Below are 17,042 nucleotides of genomic sequence, written 5' to 3' on the forward strand. Positions count from 1 at the left end.
TCAGGGAGGAAGTCGTGTGAATGAAGTAGATTATGCTAAACAAATGCTGGATAACCGAGAGCAAGGTATTTCAGTCTTCCATAGCCTGAGAAAAATGAAAGGAAGGCTTTTATTCCGCCTATTTGTTTTGTTCATTTCCGTAGCATGCTACTTCACACTAAATGACGCGCCCGCTTTTCTTTTGATTGTTGGAATGGTTATTGGAACTACTCTGCAAGATATTGGATGGCTACAATCAATTTCGAAAGCTTGGCCTTTTACAGTCAAAGTTATTAACTGGGATCAGGTAACAGAAGTGGCGCGCAATGATAGCTAACAAGTGCATTATGTTGTTCGCAAGCTCACTGGGAATTTTACTCGCTGGCTTCGCCAAAGCGCTCCTAAAATCCCCATATGCAAAGCGTTAGTGCGTCAAGCGAAGCTTGATGCATCTTGCAGGGTGTAAGTCCCTGTCAGGTAAGGTTTAGCCAGCCACCTGTATCGAGTGTTGCGCCTATGGCGGAGTCTAGGATTGGTGAAATACTTATCAGCGATGTATTCGTGACTAGATGAACAATATAGGTGAAGCGTACACAGAGAATTATATAGGCCATAGGGAATACGTGTTCCTGAAGTGCTGTTATCGCTCCGATAATAAATTAAGTTCTGACTGACGAGGCTTGTAACGCCGTCGAAGTCCATGCAAAGCAACCATTATTCAATGGATTTGAGATGGCAAGGTTGTGGCGAGTCAGCGGAGTTATTAAGCCGTGGCATGTATAAAGAGATGTATTGAGAACTTGAGAGAGCCAAAGGTGTTCCATAAGGAAAATGGTAGTGACGCTAAGCCACAAGCGAGGCCAACGATGACCCTCTGGCAGTCAGACTTGCTCATAGTAGTTTGAGGTTGGGAAAGCCAATCACGTGGCGAAGGGGCAAGCAGTTATATCAGGTATTTAGCAGATACATAGGCCGGACAAAGTAGGGCTGGATTCACTATGACAACCGCACTAAATGCCATCACAATTAAATCACAGACACACCCTAATCACAGATTTCAGAACCTATATGGATTACTAGGAGATGATTTACTGTATCAAAGTTGGGGGCAACTGAATAAACGAGCGGCGCCAGGTATTGATGGTATCACTATGCCGAAATACCAGACATCGCTTGTGGAAAACGTCACACGTTTAAGTTCAGCCTTGGAAGCCAAGCGCTATCGGGCTGATGATATTAAGCGTGTCTTCATTCCCAAAAGTCATGGCAAACAACGTCCATTAGGTTTACCCACGGTGGATGACAAGCTGGTACAGCAAAGCGTGAGCCAGATACTGCAAGGTATCTGGGAAGCGAATTTCTTGCCTAACAGCTATGGTTATCGGCCAAATAAGAGTGCGCATCAAGCGGTGCATAGTTTGAGTTTGAATCTTCAGTTCAAAGGTTATGGTTATATTGTTGAGGCTGACATTAAAGGCTTCTTCGACAATATTGACCACGACTGGCTGATGGGGATGCTTAAACAACGCATTGATGATAACGCGCTCTTGAGCTTAATAGGGCAATGGTTAAAAGCACGGATACACACCCCGCAAGGAGAATATCTCAAACCAAAAAGTGGCACCCCACAAGGCGGTATCATTAGCCCTGTGTTAGCCAATATCTATCTGCACTATGCATTGGATTTATGGTTTGAGAAGAAGGTAAAACCTCAGATGAGAGGCAGAGCTATGCTTATCTGCATATTCCGGTCCATCGGGATCACCTTTTCTGGCTATTCGGGATCACTGATTCTGATTTCATCGGGATCATCTATTCCGGTTTCATCGGGATCACTTTTGGGATGTCACCAGAATGATGACTTCTACCTAATAGAATCTTAATTGACGCGTTGATATTCAACATATTTGCTAGCCTAGTTCCTTTTTGTCTGGAGCAGTCATGGCTACAAAGAGGTTTACAATGCGTAATATCAGAGAAATCCTACGACTTCATTTTGAAGCCCAGCTCAGTCTACGAAAAATCAGTATCTGCACGAAAGCCAGTATTGGTGGTGTGCAAAAGTTGCTTGCTAAAGTTAAGCACTGCGAACTTACTTGGCCGTTACCCGATGATATGGATGACGTTGCGCTGGCAAGATTGTTGTATCCACAATCAGACCCTAGGCCGTCCCGCCACTATCAGTTGCCTGCTTGGACTGAAGTGCATCAAGAACTCAAGGGCAAAGGCGTGACCAAGCACCTGCTGTGGGAGGAATATACCCAGCAGTATCCTAATCGCAGCTATAGCTACTCGCAATATTGCCATCATTATGAGGTATGGCGTGCTAAACAGCGCCGTTCCATGCGCCAAATCCATAAAGCGGGCGAAACTCTGTTTGTCGATTATGCTGGGCAGACGGTGCCAATTGTCAGCGGTAGCTCTGGTGAAGTACGCACCGCACAGATATTCGTTGCGGTGATGGGCGCAACCAACTATACCTTCGCTGAAGCGACCTATAGTCAGAGTTTGCCCGACTGGCTGAATAGTCATGCCAGAGCCTTTAACTTCTTAGGCGGTGTGCCACAAATGGTGGTGCCAGATAACTTAAAAAGCGGAGTAACTAAAGCCTGTCGTTACGACCCTGATGTGAATCCGGCGTATCAACAACTGGCCGCTCACTATGGGGTGGCTATTGTGCCTGCCAGGCCGTATAAACCTAAAGATAAAGCCAAGGCTGAAGTGGGTGTGCAAATCATTGAGCGCTGGATATTGGCACGCTTACGTCATCACACCTTCTTCTCATTGGCCGAGCTAAACACCTGCATCAAAGCCTTACTGGTTGAGGTGAACAACAAGCCCTTTAAACAGTTCAAGGGCAGTCGCCGAACTTGGTTCGAGTCCATTGATAAACCGGTGCTCTTGCCGCTGCCTAAACACACCTACCAGTACACCGATATCAAGCAGGTCAAAGTCAATATTGATTACCACGTCCAGTATGATGAGCACTTGTACTCGGTGCCCCATCATCTGGTCGGCGAGCGCATTGAGCTATATGCCAAGGCCAATGTGATTGAATTACTGTTCCACAACAACCTCGTTGCTAGTCACGCTAGACAGTATCGCGCAGGCATGAGTACCACACCCAGTCACATGCCGACCCAACATGAAAAACATCATCAATGGTCCAAAGGCAGACTCATGAATTGGGCCAAAGATATCGGTGGCGAGGTGCTTGCTTGGGTCAAAACTCAGCTCAACAGCAAACAGCATGAGCAACAGGCTTATCGTGTGTGTTTAGGTCTACTGAGCCTGTCTCGCCAATATCCACCACAGCGCATCGACAAGGCCTGCGCCATTGCCAACCAACACAGTCTTTATCGACTCAAGCACATCAAAGATATCCTTAGTAGCAACCAAGACAAACTGCATCCTGATACACCGGAACAGCCCTCACTGCTACCCCAATCCCACGAGAATATCCGTGGCCCACAAAGCTTCCACTAATCAAGGAGACATCATGATAAATAATACTCTCACCCAACTACGCCAGCTCAAACTCACCGGCATGGCAAAAGCTCTGACGATGCAAACTGAACAACCTGGCAACTACGATGCTTTAAGCTTCGATGAGCGACTCCAACTGATGACCGACTGCGAACAACATGAGCGGGAGCAGCGTAAACAACAGCGATTGCTCAAAGCCGCCAAATTGAAAATCAACGCCACTGCACGGGATATAGATTACAGCCAGCCAAGGGGACTAAAGCAAGCTATGATGGCCTCTCTGTTGCAATGTGACTGGGTAAACAAGCACCAGAACCTGCTACTCACCGGTCCTTGCGGCAGCGGTAAGACTTATCTGGCCTGTGCTTTAGCGCACACCGCTTGCACCAAAGGTTACAGCGCGAAATACTACCGACTCTCTCGATTAATGCTAGAACTGACCCAAGCAAAAGCTGATGGCACCTACAGCAAGGCGCTACAGCATCTGGCCCGCATGAACATGCTCATTCTGGATGACTGGGGGCTGGAACCACTTAAAGCCGCACACCGGAACGATCTGATGGAAATCATGGATGATAGAAACGGCAGCTCATCGACTGTGATCATCAGTCAGTTACCGACCGATCAGTGGTATCAGTCTATTGGCGATAATACGTTGGCAGACGCGATTCTAGACAGGCTCATGCACAACGCTCACCGGATCAATTTAAAAGGGGAGTCGATGAGAAAAATACAATCTGAGTTGACCCATCGGGATCACTTAGGGTAAAACACAGACTCGTCCAATGCGTCAAAGATTAGTGATCCCGATGAAACCGGAATGACTGATCCTTATCACCAGAATATGCACTTATCCGCTACGCAGATGATTTTGTGTGTGCGTTTCAGTATGCCAATGATGCCGAGCGATTTTACCGCGTGCTGCCAAAACGACTAAAGAAGTTCAAACTGGACACGGCACCAGAAAAGACGAGCCTGATAAGGTTCAGTCGATTCCATCCCAGTCGTAAGCGCCAGTTTGTGTTCTTGGGTTTTGCGTTTTACTGGGGAGTGGATGTGAAAGGTAAACCGAGATTGCGGCGGCGAACTGCAAGTAAGAAGCAGCAAACCAGTCTAAGCGAGTTTTACCATTTCATTAAAGCCAAACGCTCGCAGAAGCTAGCAATTTGGCTGCCTCAATTGAAACGCAAACTCACAGGGTTTAGAAATTACTTCGGATTACCCGACAACAGCCGCAGCGTGAGTAAGCTGTATAACTATGTACTGCATAGTTTATACAAATGGCTGAACCGACGCAGTGGCCGTCGAAGTTACAATTGGCGTGATTTTAAGAAGATGTTAGCGTATTTCCAAATACAGAAGCTACGAGTTAGCAAAAGAGTGATCGATGTTGACTGGTATTAAGGTGCGCGTGATTTACACGGGTGAATATATAACTGAAGAGCCGGATGCGGTAATTCCGCACGTCCGGTTCTGTGTGGGGTCGGCTCAGTAATGGGCCGCTCTACCACGATTGTTCTTTGACAAAACCTCTAAACAGGTGCTATAAGTAGGTCTTTAAAGGAGGCTCTTATCTATGCAAACAAAATTCTCTGAAGATATTGTCCCGCTATCTGACTTAAAAATAAATCCAGGTAAAGTAGTCAATCATGCTAAAGAAACTCATCGGCCAATCTTATTAACTAGCAGAGGTCGAGGTGTCGCTGTAGTTCAAGGTCTTGATGACTATGAAAGTATTAATGAAGAGTTGGCTTTTGTTAAGGCAATGACGCAAGGGTTGATGGAAATAAAAGAAGGCGATACCGTAGATATAAGCGATGTAAAGAAAAGGCTGGGCATTTAATAAGTGAACATTTCCTTTTCTAAATCTGCTGTCAAAGATCTTGAGCAGATCAAAGAGTATTATCTTGAGCAAGGTGTTCCTCATATAGGTATCGATTTTGTTACTACTATAGTTGAGCACGTTGAAACACTTTCAAAACATCCTGATATTGGTCGTATGGTTCCAGAGTTTAACGATGAATTAATCCGTGAACTTATACATGTCCCATTTCGTGTAGTGTATTTACGAGAGAGTACATCAATAAAAGTAATAAGAGTCTGGCGCAGTGAAAGAATCCTTCATTTACCCAAATAAAAGCATAACAAGGCGTTCAAATGGATTCCGTAATATGTCACTTTTGCTGCAAAGAAACACAGAAAAGCCGCCAACATCACTTCACCAGTTAATGCGGCGTTAGGTACTCACATGATAGTTAAAATCTTTCAGTTTCTCGGACTGCTATTTCCTGTCTTTGTAATCGCAGTTGGTGAATACTTATTTAAAGATATATCTCCGGAGAGACCGCTTTACTCAGGTGCGGCCGTAACTATGGGTTTTGTAGGTATAATTGCTTTAGCTTTTATGATCTATGCTGTTACTGTAATTCCGACGTCTTTAATATTGCTGAAAAAAAAGAATAGAGAATATTTTAGATTTCAATCTATCGGTTGGCGGGCGGTCATGTTATTTAATTGGGCATTAATAGTTTTTTGTGGTCTTTTTGTAATGATATCGGCATTATTTGGATTCATTAAAACACTGTTATAGGCTTTGTTTAGCGGTCTTTAATAATGAGTGTTGGTATAAGCACCATTAGCCCGTATGAAGCACGTACCTAACAAAACAATCAACATCATTCGCTTCGCTCATTGGGAAAAAGCCTCGCTGGCACTTCGTGCCAAAGCACTCGGTTTTTTCCGTTATTGCAAGCGTTAAGCGCCACCTGTTGAATTGTGTTGCGCATCGCGCTACACTTATTTCATGATTAAATCATTTAAGCATCAAGGCCTGAAGTTGTTTTACGAAAAAGGTAAAACATCTGGTATCCAACCAAAGCATTCAAAAAAACTTAGAATGCAATTAGCCGCTATTGATACTGCAAAAGATATGGATGATATCAATTTACCTGAGTTCTCTTTACATCAATTGAAAGGGGAACATTTCAGTATCTGGTCTATATCGGTTAATGGAAATTGGAGAGTTACGTTTGAATTTAAGGATGGCAATGCTTTCATCCTAAACTACGAGGATTACCATTAATGAATATGCATAACCCACCCCACCCAGGTAAATTTATTGAATCCATTTATCTTGAGCCACATGGCGTTAGTTGTAGAACATTAGCCAGCCATTTAGGTGTTGCTGCGTCGACATTGAGCCGTGTTGTAAAAGGAAAAAGTGCAGTTAGTCCCGAAATGGCACTGCGCCTCTCTAAAGTGTTGGGAAGGAGCCCAGAAAGCTGGTTGAGCATGCAGGACAACTATGAGTTATGGCAAGCAAAACAAAATGTGGATTTAAAGAATGTCCATCCACTAAATCTGCATGTCGCCTAACAATCTAATCAACTTGACCCAAACTCAAAGGCTTTAGCTCGTTCCTTGCAAGTGCAGCGAGCAAGCTTGGGCAAGTTTTTAGGAGTGCTATGCCTGCAAGGAAAGTCATGTATAGAGTTTTAGCTGCCTGCTTCATTCTGATTTCAATATCTGTTGTTGCAGATGACAGCGTTGTGGATTCTGAAAGAAATCGGATAATTCCAATTCAATTGTCATTTCCTTCAGGAAGAAATAGTTGTTCAATTACATCAAAGTGCTCTGTTACCTTTCTTAGTGCGGGTTATGGCGTTCCTCATACTAAATATCAATTTCTAGGGGAGAGCTTTACAAAGCTTGGCTATTTAGTCGTAGCCATAGGTCATGAGTTAGCTGACGATCCGCCACTATCAGTTTCGGGCAACTTATTTGAAACCCGCTCAGAAAATTGGCAACGAGGCTCACATACACTAAGAGTAGTTCGGAGTGAACTTCGTGATAAGTATCCTGAATTCGATTTTGAGAATCTAGTACTTGCTGGACACTCCAATGGTGGAGATATTTCTGCGTGGCTTGCTCTGGAATCACCTGCCTTTGTCGATAAGCTCATTACATTAGATCATCGCAGGGTTCCTATTCCAAGGTCAGATTCCATAGCTGTCTTGTCTGTTAGGGCAAGTGACTTCGAAGCAGATGATGGAGTTTTACCTACGAAGTTAGAGCAAGCCCTATATGAAAGCTGCATACTAAAAATTCCAAACTCTAGGCATAATGATATTTCGGATTTGGGGCCTGAGTCGCTTAAGTCTAATATTCAGCACATTGTTCATAGGTGGTTAGCCAAAGCATCGTGCCAGTTGTAGGCATAATGCCCGTTATGCAAAATGGAGAGTTGTATGAAAAATTATAAACCGCTAACAATTCCAGCAATAATTCTATGCTCAATAGCAAGTACTGTTTTTGCTGATGGTTTTCATCCTCATCCAAAAATTAAAGTGGAGGCGCCTAAAGTAAAAATTGAAACGCCAACCATTACAGTAAAGGTGCCTGAGGTCGAAGTTGTTAGAATAGAAGCTGATGTCCCTGGCGATCTCACCAAAGCAAAAGAAAATATTGACTCTACTCTGACCAAAGCTAAAAAAGATACTGATGCGACGCTTACAAAAGCCAAGAAAGATACAGACCGAGCACTAGAAGAAACGAAGCGCAACTTAGTTACAGAGTGGAACTACTTTTGGGGAACCGCGTGTGGCGTTGATTCAGAAATAAAAGCCATTGAAAGGAAATATGACCAAGGAGAGATATCTGCGACAGAAAGGGAAAACGCACTGAAAAAACTAGGCAAAGGAGGTGACGGGCAGTGTGGCGGTGGTATAGGTGTGAATAGCGAAGGAGAATTCGTTGCACTAGACAAAGATGGTAATCCATCAGAGGTTCCTGATCCAGAATCAGATTTAGGAAAAGATATTTCTTACTATATCACTGAACCTACATGGCATGATGGCTCAACAAAATTTGTAGAATCTGACGAATTTTTCAAATCAGTGGAAGAGTACAAAGCAAAAACTATCTGGCCAGGTCAAGCTATTTCTTTCGAGATTCATCCACCTAATACAAGTGGAAAAATACGCAATGACGTCCCTGGTGGCTTTGGACACTTCGGTGCTCCTAGAGGAAATAGGAAGCATGCGGGAGTTGATTTTGCGAGTGCCGTTGGTAGCGAAGTCATCGCACCTGTGAGTGGAACTATTGCTAGATTCACTCCAGTTTATGGAGACCCATTAAAAAACCACCATTTGGTAGGAATTGTTATAAAGAATGATGTGAATCCGAATTATGAAACTAAGGTTTTTTATGTGAAACCAGATAAAAACCTTAAAGTTGGGGATTATGTTGAAGGTGGTACTTCTCGATTGGGAAAAACTCAAAACTTAGATTTTATTCATGATACAAGGTTAACTCCACACATCCATGTGGAAATAAAAGGACCTCATGGGCATACGGTTCCGGTGACTAAGAAAACGGATTACTAATTTTAGATTACGCATAACAAGTCAAAGCATTCGGACGCAGCAAAGATGTGCCGGTGTTTAAGGCGTTAGCGGCTAGCGATATAATTTGATTTGGGTTGTTTTAGTAAAGTGTTAATATATTAAAATATTGATTTCGAGGTAATCTAAAATGTCAGAAGCATTCAAAATGTTATTGGAAAATATCGAGCAATTAAGCACAAAAGAAAAAGCATTAGCTGCACATTGTCTATTATCATCTATGGATCCTGAAAATACTCTAGATGTTGATAAAGACTGGCTATCGTTAGCTGAATCACGCAGTGCTGAACTAGAGTCTGGTGCGGTGCAGGCCATTTCTTGGGATGAAATTAAGAAAGATATCGTCAGCTAAATGCTCCCAATATTTTTCCATCCAGATACTAAGGTTGAAGTTGAAAAATCGTTTACATGGTATCAATTACAATCTAAGGGTTTGGGGCATGAGTTCGTGCAAGAACTAGAAGAGGCTTTCAATTCTATCCAATCTCTTCCTTCAACTTGGCCTAAATTTGGACAAAGTCATCGACGATTTGTTCTTGGTCGCTTTCCTTTTTCAATTATCTATAAAGTTCGAGGTAACTCAGAAATTTATGTAGTTGCTGTGATGCATAATCATCGTAAACCAGGCTATTGGAATGAACGCAGCTAACAAACCAATCAATCCGACCTCAACTGACTGCGCTCTTTGTGTTGGCTTATCGCGGCGTTATGTTTCAAAGGGATTGAATATTGTCTGACGAATTAATGAAAACGATATGGTATGTGTGTTTGCTATCCATGTTCCCTATTTCAATTTTGTATTTGATTGTCAGCAAACAAGTAATGCCTTTGTTAAAAAATTCACACCCTAATAAATGGGAATCTCTTGGTTCACCGACATTGATTCTAAATAACAATATTAGTAATTCTAGTAAGTTTATTTTGTTCTTGCTCAAATCAGATTACTTACCTCTCAACGATTCAGATTTATCGAACAAGGCTAGTATTTTAAGGTATCTTCTGATTGTCAGTTTCGCTATTTGGTTTGTAATTTTTATTATCACTGTTAGCCTCATAAGCCGATGAAACATAACAAACCAAGTCATCGGAAAATCACTCACTGGCTGGGCCAAAACGTTCGCGTTTTCCGCTTAGCTTAATCGTTATAAGCAAATAATCAAATCGACTTTTTGGCATCGCGGTAAAAGTTTTCGTGTGATCCAAGGGCTATTAGCTCCAAAGTAACCGTTCCGTCTTCATAACTATAACCAAGTAGTGTTAGCTGCTTAACCATTTTAAATTTGTATACACGCAAAAAATGCAAATCGCCTTTTTTTTGCTCTCCCAGCATCGGATTCCCGATAAGCTCTTTGACAGCTTTGTCGAGCTCTTTCTTTTGGTTATGATGCCATTTTTTTACTGCTTTTTTAAAGACCTGTGTCTGAAGTACAGTAGTAATATTAGCCAAAATTATATGGCTCCAACTTCCCAGCTTCTTTTTCAGCTTTAGAAATAATTGCTTGCCTTACAAATTCATAGGGTAAATCAGGGTTATCTTCCATGATTTCACCGATCTTTGCCCAATGCTCAATTTGTTTTGGTGTAGTTCGGTGCAGCGCCTTACCTATAATTGTCGCTTTCTCGACCAACTCTTCATCTAGCCTTATGCTTGCTGTTGCCATAATATATCCCCCAGTTAAAGTCTTATCATTGTAGCAGGGCGCATCAATTGTGGCAATTTGCGCATGGCAATCCAATCAACCGGCCCCCAACTCGCTATTATAGCCAACAAGTTTGCGCCGTTTATTAGGAGCGTTGGGGCTGTAGAAAAAGGTCGGAGCCAAAAAGCTATCGTGTTCTGGTTTAAATGTAATTGCTGTTCAATAGTGAAATCTATCCAAATATCACGTAGCAACGCGTTTTGAAGGTCAGGTTAGGCTAATTTTTATAGCAAATTTTAAGGTGAGGGGTTTTCTACACCCTCGTTAGCAGTTAAATTAACCGTATCAGTTTCTAAAATTTAAGATATGTAATGAAATATAGCTTTGTAATTGTATGCTCATTATTGCTGGTGTGCATAGTCAGTTATGAAGTAGTCAATGCTTTTGGTATTTCGGATTTCAGTAAATTGTATACGGTTCAATTTTTTGGGTTGTCTTTCAGTTGCGTTGCTTTTATCTGCGAGTTGGTTGATCTTCATAACAAGCGTTAGTGCGTCAAGCGAAGCTTGATGCATCTTGCAGGGTGTAAGTCCCTGTCAGGTAAGGTTTAGCCAGCCACCTGTATCGAGTGTTGCGCCTATGGCGGAGTCTAGGATTGGTGAAATACTTATCAGCGATGTATTCGTGACTAGATGAACAATATAGGTGAAGCGTACACAGAGAATTATATAGGCCATAGGGAATACGTGTTCCTGAAGTGCTGTTATCGCTCCGATAATAAATTAAGTTCTGACTGACGAGGCTTGTAACGCCGTCGAAGTCCATGCAAAGCAACCATTATTCAATGGATTTGAGATGGCAAGGTTGTGGCGAGTCAGCGGAGTTATTAAGCCGTGGCATGTATAAAGAGATGTATTGAGAACTTGAGAGAGCCAAAGGTGTTCCATAAGGAAAATGGTAGTGACGCTAAGCCACAAGCGAGGCCAACGATGACCCTCTGGCAGTCAGACTTGCTCATAGTAGTTTGAGGTTGGGAAAGCCAATCACGTGGCGAAGGGGCAAGCAGTTATATCAGGTATTTAGCAGATACATAGGCCGGACAAAGTAGGGCTGGATTCACTATGACAACCGCACTAAATTCCATCACAATTAAATCACAGACACACCCTAATCACAGATTTCAGAACCTATATGGATTACTAGGAGATGATTTACTGTATCAAAGTTGGGGGCAACTGAATAAACGAGCGGCGCCAGGTATTGATGGTATCACTATGCCGAAATACCAGACATCGCTTGTGGAAAACGTCACACGTTTAAGTTCAGCCTTGGAAGCCAAGCGCTATCGGGCTGATGATATTAAGCGTGTCTTCATTCCCAAAAGTCATGGCAAACAACGTCCATTAGGTTTACCCACGGTGGATGACAAGCTGGTACAGCAAAGCGTGAGCCAGATACTGCAAGGTATCTGGGAAGCGAATTTCTTGCCTAACAGCTATGGTTATCGGCCAAATAAGAGTGCGCATCAAGCGGTGCATAGTTTGAGTTTGAATCTTCAGTTCAAAGGTTATGGTTATATTGTTGAGGCTGACATTAAAGGCTTCTTCGACAATATTGACCACGACTGGCTGATGGGGATGCTTAAACAACGCATTGATGATAACGCGCTCTTGAGCTTAATAGGGCAATGGTTAAAAGCACGGATACACACCCCGCAAGGAGAATATCTCAAACCAAAAAGTGGCACCCCACAAGGCGGTATCATTAGCCCTGTGTTAGCCAATATCTATCTGCACTATGCATTGGATTTATGGTTTGAGAAGAAGGTAAAACCTCAGATGAGAGGCAGAGCTATGCTTATCCGCTACGCAGATGATTTTGTGTGTGCGTTTCAGTATGCCAATGATGCCGAGCGATTTTACCGCGTGCTGCCAAAACGACTAAAGAAGTTCAAACTGGACACGGCACCAGAAAAGACGAGCCTGATAAGGTTCAGTCGATTCCATCCCAGTCGTAAGCGCCAGTTTGTGTTCTTGGGTTTTGCGTTTTACTGGGGAGTGGATGTGAAAGGTAAACCGAGATTGCGGCGGCGAACTGCAAGTAAGAAGCAGCAAACCAGTCTAAGCGAGTTTTACCATTTCATTAAAGCCAAACGCTCGCAGAAGCTAGCAATTTGGCTGCCTCAATTGAAACGCAAACTCACAGGGTTTAGAAATTACTTCGGATTACCCGACAACAGCCGCAGCGTGAGTAAGCTGTATAACTATGTACTGCATAGTTTATACAAATGGCTGAACCGACGCAGTGGCCGTCGAAGTTACAATTGGCGTGATTTTAAGAAGATGTTAGAGTATTTCCAAATACAGAAGCTACGAGTTAGCAAAAGAGTGATCGATGTTGACTGGTATTAAGGTGCGCGTGATTTACACGGGTGAATATATAACTGAAGAGCCGGATGCGGTAATTCCGCACGTCCGGATCTGTGTGGGGTCGGCTCAGTAATGGGCCGCTCTACCACGATTAAGCCTTGATTATATGCTTCTTAACCACCTACATTATTAAGGCATAGTATTAATATTTAGTTATTTAGTTATTTAGTTATTTAGTTATTTAGTCGTTGTTCAAAGGCTTGGCAGGTAAAACAAATGGAGTTGTAGATTGAGTTTTATTGAAACTATTTTAATCGCTTTGGGTTTATTACCATCAAAAGAATTAGCAACTTCAATGCAGAGTTCTAAAACCCTCACAGTAATAGTTATTGTTGGTATTTTTTTATTCGCTGGCTTTGCATTTTTCCTGTTTGAAATGGCTGGAGTTCAATCATAACCTTTGCAATTAACCCGCTAACAAAAACATCGTCTGGAAAATTACTCGCTGAAAAAGCGCTCGTATTTTCCAGTAATATTAAGCGTTAGATTTTTTATGAAAAGTTTGAGTTTGTCAGTATTTTTAGCTCTCGTTCTAAGCTCTTGTGCGCTGCATACAGACTTAGTTCAATCTGATATGCCGTCTGAAAAATTTATTGATGTTGTCGGAAATGTCGATGAGTCAATCGGTTTCAAATTAAGGGTTGAATATCGGACAACAGCTCAGACACCTGCTTGCACCGATTATAGTATTGCTCTGGGGAGGAGAATTGTAAAAACCTACACCCTTGATTATTATCCACAAATAATCGGATTATCCCACAGAACTCACATTCCGCTGCAGCAAGTATCACCAAACACTGAATGCTCATGGCAACCTACAGGTATTTTAATCTGTTCAGCTGAAAGGGGCGTAGAGCCAACTTCGTGTTCTAGTATTTTTGCATTAAATGGCCAACAGAAAACGGCTGGGCCTGTGACGGTAGAATGCACGCTACAAGGCTGGTGCTTTGAGCAAACTGATGTATTTAATGGGGCAATAAGTGTTTTTAATCAAACTTATGTTTTGCATGTCTTTAAAAAACAAACCTAACAAAAAATTTTATCGCCAGCAAACAGCGCTGGCTGCGACGTCAACCCGCTGCGCGGCTTTCAAAGCTAAACTTTGGCATTATATGGCTAATCAAATTAAGGTGGCAATATGAAGCAATATAAAAAAGTTCCTTATTTTCTATTTTTGTTAATTATTTCATTAAGTTTTGTTTGCCAAGCTAAAACAGTCGAGATAGGTAATACAACCTTCGTTCATTCACTACTAAATGTTGGGGCAGGTGAATCGATGATTTCAGCTTTTGATTTCAATTCAGATGGACACCAAGATATTATTGTCTCTAATTATTTAGATAATAACATTGTCGTTTATCGGGGCGATGGTAAAGGCAACTTGGTCGAAGCTAGTCGCCATTCTGCGGGTGAAAAACCTACAGATATGTCGATTTCTGACATAAATGGTGACGGACATATTGATTTGGTTATAGCAAATCACGAAACATCATATGTTTCATTGCTTTATGGTGATGGACTGGGAAACTTTAAATTTGCACCTCATTCGCCGCTAAATATTAACGCAAAGCCCCATCCTCATATGGTTCAATTAAAAGATCTAGATGGTGATAATAAAGTAGATCTGATTGTAGATAATCGCACTCATAAAGGATTAAGTGTATTAAAAGGACTTGGGAATGGAAAGTTCAAAAAAACGGAACAAGTTATCGACGTTGGTGGTGACCCTTACCTTGGATTTACAACTGGCGACATAAATGGTGACGGAAAATTAGACTTAGTTACACCAAATCAAAGTGAGATTGGCATAGCTATCAACACTAGCGCAGATAATTTATCGTTTTCGTTAAAAAAATTAGCGCCATTCGAATCTCCCTTTGCAGTTGAGTTAGCTGATTTTACTGGAGATGGCAAAACAGATTTAATTGTGGCTTCAGCAGGAAGTTTTATAGCTATCATTCCAAGTGACGGCCGGGGCACCTTTATTGAAGAAAAGAAAATATCAATAAAAACCTCTTCTGGAGCTAAACAAATTGCTATAGGAGATATTAACGGTGATGGTATTAAGGATGCTTTAGTCAGTAATTGGTCTGGTGAAATACTCGTTGCTCTAGGTAGTAAGGCTACTTTTGAAACTATCATTTTTAAACATTTAAATATCCCTGATCCGTGGGGGCTAGTGTTAGTAGACTTAAATGAAGATGGTAAAAGTGATTTTATAGTTGCTAGTGGAGACAGTAAGTTAGCCGCTGTATATATTAGCCAAGGTAGGTTACCGTCGCCGTAAAACATGCCATTCAAGCAGGACTTTTAACAGTTGGCCGGTTCCGCTTCGCTTCACATTTTAGCCAACTATTACTTAGCCGTTTTTTTGCGACGTTGAGGCTGTAGAAAAAGGTCGGAGCCAAAAAACAGTAATGTTCTATGTTGAATGTAATTGTTGTTCAATAGTGAAAGTTATCCTGATTTCACGTAGCACCACGGTTTTACGATCATTTTTGGCATGTTTTTATAATAAATTTTAGGTCGAGAGTTTTTCTACACCCCGGTTATATTTCACGCTTAATTCAGCATGAGTAAACAAGATATAGTTTATTCTTTTGCATGGTTTGAGCCTGAACAATGGAAGTGTCTGAAAGAGGTGATAGATGATCCGTCATCACTTGATGATAGATACGAAGAATGGCGCGCTAGTGCCGAAAAGACTATTAGTGAATTTAGAGCCACTGGCCAAATAGTCCAGAAAATATCTATTAAAGTTAGTGAGCTACTAATTATTTGCGAATCAGAAGGTTACAAACCAGATAGTAAAGCTAGATCCTAACACACAGCATCACTGGCACAGGCAAGAAATAAGTGAAATATAACAAGTTTATTAAACATCGTTACGGCCAAAAAACGGCCTTCACTGGATGCACAAAAAACGCGCTGCCCCATATGGTGTCGTTAGCTGTAACAAAGGAGTTGGTATGCGGTTAAAAGGCATTTTCAGATTATTAATATTGGTACTTACCTTGGGAAGTTCCTTCGTCTTTGGGGGGAGTCTCAGAGTGCTTCACGCATTGGGAAGCTCGACGCAAGAATTGAAGAACTTCGGAAAGATGGGCATTTTCCAGGGGGCGCGTCGCACTGGCCGTTATGCGCAAGGGAAAACCTGTTCATATCGGTACTTATGGACTTGCTGATTTAAGTAACAATGTTCCAGTTACCACGCAAACGGTATTTGAACTGGCGTCTTTAACTAAACAGATGACCGCGCTTGCGGTCATGACACTTGTTAAAAAAGGTCAATTGAGTCTTGAAGCCAAGCTAGTCGATTATATTGAAGAAGCTCCTGTAGCTTGGGCTAACTGATCAACTTCTCTCCCATAAAGGTGGACTAGCACATCGCTTTGAGCAGACTGTTGATGATGTATTACTACTTGATTACACCCGTGAGGCCATGATGACTTCAGCTAAAAAAACGCCGATGATCGCAGAACCGGGCACTGATTGGAATTACTCGGATCAAGGGTACTTCTTATTAGGAAGTATTATTGAAACAGTGACCAAACAAACCTACGCCGAGTATATGCTGTCAACATTTTTCAGACCATTAGGTATGAAACAAACTCATCTACTGGATCAAAGAAAGATAGTGCCATTCCTTTCACAGGGTTACGCATGGAAGGAAGGCAGGCTTCAACGCAATCGACGAGTCTGGCAGTTCGCCTTGGCATCGCATTTTGGCATAATGTCTTCATTACATGACATGATGCTATGGGAAGCTGAACTTGCAGATCCGAAAGTGATCAATCCTGATGCGGTGGAGGGTACATTGGCTATTCAGCGTGTATTCGACACAGGCAAATCGTGTGATACATGGGGGTATGCCCGTGGGTGGCAGGTACAGGTTGTTAATAAGCGTCGCATTCTAACTCATGGTGGATACGCAGGTACCGCATATATTCGAGCGATTGAAGACGAGCTTTCTGTGATTGTACTGACGAATCGCGAAGATGCACCAGACGCGCGGCCACCACTTTCACTTGGATGGGCTGCTGCTCATGCCGCTAAAAAGACAATCTTTGCCAATGGATATAGTTGTTGGGAGTAGGGGATCGCAT

Annotated in this window: 22 protein-coding genes and 1 pseudogene; 21 read left to right on the forward strand and 2 right to left on the reverse strand. The window is 42.3% G+C overall.

The window, feature by feature from the left end; translation table 11 throughout:
• The first annotated feature begins 16 nt into the window (after nucleotides 1-16).
• From QR722_RS07810 to QR722_RS07875, 14 genes are all read left to right on the forward strand, one after another.
• Nucleotides 17-316 carry a hypothetical protein gene (locus QR722_RS07810; RefSeq protein ID WP_286286861.1) on the forward strand — a complete coding sequence of 100 codons (300 nt, stop codon included), beginning with the start codon at nucleotides 17-19 and terminating at the stop codon, nucleotides 314-316.
• A 661-nt stretch (nucleotides 317-977) separates the two neighbouring features.
• Entirely contained in the window at nucleotides 978-1,862 is an 885-nt protein-coding gene (locus tag QR722_RS07815) for a reverse transcriptase domain-containing protein (RefSeq protein ID WP_286286863.1), read from the forward strand.
• Nucleotides 1,863-1,920: 58 nt separating this feature from the next.
• Entirely contained in the window at nucleotides 1,921-3,465 is a 1,545-nt protein-coding gene (gene istA / locus QR722_RS07820) for an IS21 family transposase (protein ID WP_286282697.1), read from the forward strand.
• Nucleotides 3,466-3,475: 10 nt separating this feature from the next.
• Entirely contained in the window at nucleotides 3,476-4,234 is a 759-nt protein-coding gene (gene istB / locus QR722_RS07825) for an IS21-like element helper ATPase IstB (protein WP_286287614.1), read from the forward strand.
• Nucleotides 4,235-4,338: 104 nt separating this feature from the next.
• Nucleotides 4,339-4,869: a group II intron maturase-specific domain-containing protein gene (locus QR722_RS07830; RefSeq protein ID WP_353506901.1), complete on the forward strand. Its 531-nt coding sequence runs from the start codon at nucleotides 4,339-4,341 to the stop codon at nucleotides 4,867-4,869.
• 172 nt (nucleotides 4,870-5,041) lie between these two features.
• Entirely contained in the window at nucleotides 5,042-5,308 is a 267-nt protein-coding gene (locus QR722_RS07835) for a type II toxin-antitoxin system Phd/YefM family antitoxin (RefSeq protein ID WP_286286865.1), read from the forward strand.
• Between the two features lie 3 nt (nucleotides 5,309-5,311).
• Nucleotides 5,312-5,602, forward strand: a complete 291-nt coding sequence (locus QR722_RS07840; RefSeq protein ID WP_286286868.1) for a type II toxin-antitoxin system RelE/ParE family toxin — start codon at nucleotides 5,312-5,314, stop codon at nucleotides 5,600-5,602.
• Between the two features lie 111 nt (nucleotides 5,603-5,713).
• The gene (locus QR722_RS07845; RefSeq protein ID WP_286286871.1) at nucleotides 5,714-6,055 is read left to right on the forward strand and encodes a hypothetical protein; all 342 of its coding nucleotides are present in this window, start codon (nucleotides 5,714-5,716) and stop codon (nucleotides 6,053-6,055) included.
• 213 nt (nucleotides 6,056-6,268) lie between these two features.
• Nucleotides 6,269-6,547: a type II toxin-antitoxin system RelE/ParE family toxin gene (locus QR722_RS07850; protein ID WP_286286873.1), complete on the forward strand. Its 279-nt coding sequence runs from the start codon at nucleotides 6,269-6,271 to the stop codon at nucleotides 6,545-6,547.
• The gene (locus tag QR722_RS07855) at nucleotides 6,547-6,840 is read left to right on the forward strand and encodes a HigA family addiction module antitoxin (RefSeq protein ID WP_286286874.1); all 294 of its coding nucleotides are present in this window, start codon (nucleotides 6,547-6,549) and stop codon (nucleotides 6,838-6,840) included. Before QR722_RS07850 ends, QR722_RS07855 begins: the two co-directional genes overlap by 1 nt.
• A gap of 107 nt (nucleotides 6,841-6,947) precedes the next feature.
• Complete coding sequence (locus QR722_RS07860) at nucleotides 6,948-7,679, forward strand: alpha/beta fold hydrolase (RefSeq protein ID WP_286286875.1); 732 nt, start codon at nucleotides 6,948-6,950, stop codon at nucleotides 7,677-7,679.
• A 33-nt stretch (nucleotides 7,680-7,712) separates the two neighbouring features.
• A complete protein-coding gene (locus QR722_RS07865) occupies nucleotides 7,713-8,849 on the forward strand; it encodes a M23 family metallopeptidase (protein WP_286286876.1) in 1,137 nt (378 codons plus the stop codon).
• A gap of 148 nt (nucleotides 8,850-8,997) precedes the next feature.
• Complete coding sequence (locus QR722_RS07870; RefSeq protein WP_286286877.1) at nucleotides 8,998-9,219, forward strand: addiction module protein; 222 nt, start codon at nucleotides 8,998-9,000, stop codon at nucleotides 9,217-9,219.
• Nucleotides 9,220-9,516: a type II toxin-antitoxin system RelE/ParE family toxin gene (locus QR722_RS07875; RefSeq protein ID WP_286286878.1), complete on the forward strand. Its 297-nt coding sequence runs from the start codon at nucleotides 9,220-9,222 to the stop codon at nucleotides 9,514-9,516.
• A 507-nt stretch (nucleotides 9,517-10,023) separates the two neighbouring features.
• On the opposite strand, the gene QR722_RS07880 is transcribed toward QR722_RS07875, so the two are convergent.
• Nucleotides 10,024-10,314 (reverse strand): type II toxin-antitoxin system RelE/ParE family toxin, encoded by a 291-nt coding sequence (locus QR722_RS07880; RefSeq protein WP_286286880.1) that lies wholly within the window; start codon nucleotides 10,312-10,314, stop codon nucleotides 10,024-10,026.
• Nucleotides 10,307-10,528, reverse strand: coding sequence for a TA system antitoxin ParD family protein (locus QR722_RS07885; RefSeq protein WP_286286883.1), 222 nt, complete (start codon nucleotides 10,526-10,528; stop codon nucleotides 10,307-10,309). Before QR722_RS07885 ends, QR722_RS07880 begins: the two co-directional genes overlap by 8 nt.
• A 1,100-nt stretch (nucleotides 10,529-11,628) precedes the next feature.
• On the opposite strand from QR722_RS07885, the gene ltrA reads away from it, so the two are divergent.
• From ltrA to QR722_RS07920, 7 genes and pseudogenes are all read left to right on the forward strand, one after another.
• Nucleotides 11,629-12,918 (forward strand): group II intron reverse transcriptase/maturase, encoded by a 1,290-nt coding sequence (gene ltrA / locus QR722_RS07890; RefSeq protein ID WP_286284645.1) that lies wholly within the window; start codon nucleotides 11,629-11,631, stop codon nucleotides 12,916-12,918.
• A 247-nt stretch (nucleotides 12,919-13,165) separates the two neighbouring features.
• Nucleotides 13,166-13,333, forward strand: coding sequence for a hypothetical protein (locus QR722_RS07895; protein ID WP_286286885.1), 168 nt, complete (start codon nucleotides 13,166-13,168; stop codon nucleotides 13,331-13,333).
• Nucleotides 13,334-13,444: 111 nt separating this feature from the next.
• The gene (locus tag QR722_RS07900; RefSeq protein WP_286286886.1) at nucleotides 13,445-13,966 is read left to right on the forward strand and encodes a hypothetical protein; all 522 of its coding nucleotides are present in this window, start codon (nucleotides 13,445-13,447) and stop codon (nucleotides 13,964-13,966) included.
• Between the two features lie 108 nt (nucleotides 13,967-14,074).
• Nucleotides 14,075-15,223 carry an FG-GAP repeat domain-containing protein gene (locus tag QR722_RS07905; RefSeq protein ID WP_286286888.1) on the forward strand — a complete coding sequence of 383 codons (1,149 nt, stop codon included), beginning with the start codon at nucleotides 14,075-14,077 and terminating at the stop codon, nucleotides 15,221-15,223.
• Between the two features lie 285 nt (nucleotides 15,224-15,508).
• Nucleotides 15,509-15,760: a hypothetical protein gene (locus tag QR722_RS07910; RefSeq protein WP_286286889.1), complete on the forward strand. Its 252-nt coding sequence runs from the start codon at nucleotides 15,509-15,511 to the stop codon at nucleotides 15,758-15,760.
• Between the two features lie 305 nt (nucleotides 15,761-16,065).
• Nucleotides 16,066-16,290: a serine hydrolase domain-containing protein gene (locus tag QR722_RS07915; RefSeq protein ID WP_286287618.1), complete on the forward strand. Its 225-nt coding sequence runs from the start codon at nucleotides 16,066-16,068 to the stop codon at nucleotides 16,288-16,290.
• A gap of 10 nt (nucleotides 16,291-16,300) precedes the next feature.
• A pseudogene (locus tag QR722_RS07920) lies at nucleotides 16,301-17,032 on the forward strand (serine hydrolase domain-containing protein); the annotation flags it as partial.
• Nucleotides 17,033-17,042 lie beyond the last annotated feature (10 nt).

This window comes from Aliiglaciecola sp. LCG003 (assembly GCF_030316135.1).
Taxonomy (GTDB): Bacteria; Pseudomonadota; Gammaproteobacteria; order Enterobacterales; family Alteromonadaceae; genus Aliiglaciecola.

Bases quoted from the DNA above. Each gene is read 5' to 3' on its own strand.
- QR722_RS07815 (WP_286286863.1), top strand. From the start codon at position 978: ATGACAACCGCACTAAATGCCATCACAATTAAATCACAGACACACCCT.
- QR722_RS07885 (WP_286286883.1), bottom strand. From the start codon at position 10,528: ATGGCAACAGCAAGCATAAGGCTAGATGAAGAGTTGGTCGAGAAAGCG.
- ltrA (WP_286284645.1), top strand. From the start codon at position 11,629: ATGACAACCGCACTAAATTCCATCACAATTAAATCACAGACACACCCT.
- QR722_RS07835 (WP_286286865.1), top strand. From the start codon at position 5,042: ATGCAAACAAAATTCTCTGAAGATATTGTCCCGCTATCTGACTTAAAA.
- QR722_RS07870 (WP_286286877.1), top strand. From the start codon at position 8,998: ATGTCAGAAGCATTCAAAATGTTATTGGAAAATATCGAGCAATTAAGC.
- QR722_RS07845 (WP_286286871.1), top strand. From the start codon at position 5,714: ATGATAGTTAAAATCTTTCAGTTTCTCGGACTGCTATTTCCTGTCTTT.
- QR722_RS07875 (WP_286286878.1), top strand. From the start codon at position 9,220: ATGCTCCCAATATTTTTCCATCCAGATACTAAGGTTGAAGTTGAAAAA.
- QR722_RS07865 (WP_286286876.1), top strand. From the start codon at position 7,713: ATGAAAAATTATAAACCGCTAACAATTCCAGCAATAATTCTATGCTCA.
- QR722_RS07855 (WP_286286874.1), top strand. From the start codon at position 6,547: ATGAATATGCATAACCCACCCCACCCAGGTAAATTTATTGAATCCATT.
- QR722_RS07905 (WP_286286888.1), top strand. From the start codon at position 14,075: ATGAAGCAATATAAAAAAGTTCCTTATTTTCTATTTTTGTTAATTATT.
- istA (WP_286282697.1), top strand. From the start codon at position 1,921: ATGGCTACAAAGAGGTTTACAATGCGTAATATCAGAGAAATCCTACGA.
- QR722_RS07860 (WP_286286875.1), top strand. From the start codon at position 6,948: ATGTATAGAGTTTTAGCTGCCTGCTTCATTCTGATTTCAATATCTGTT.
- QR722_RS07850 (WP_286286873.1), top strand. From the start codon at position 6,269: ATGATTAAATCATTTAAGCATCAAGGCCTGAAGTTGTTTTACGAAAAA.
- QR722_RS07910 (WP_286286889.1), top strand. From the start codon at position 15,509: ATGAGTAAACAAGATATAGTTTATTCTTTTGCATGGTTTGAGCCTGAA.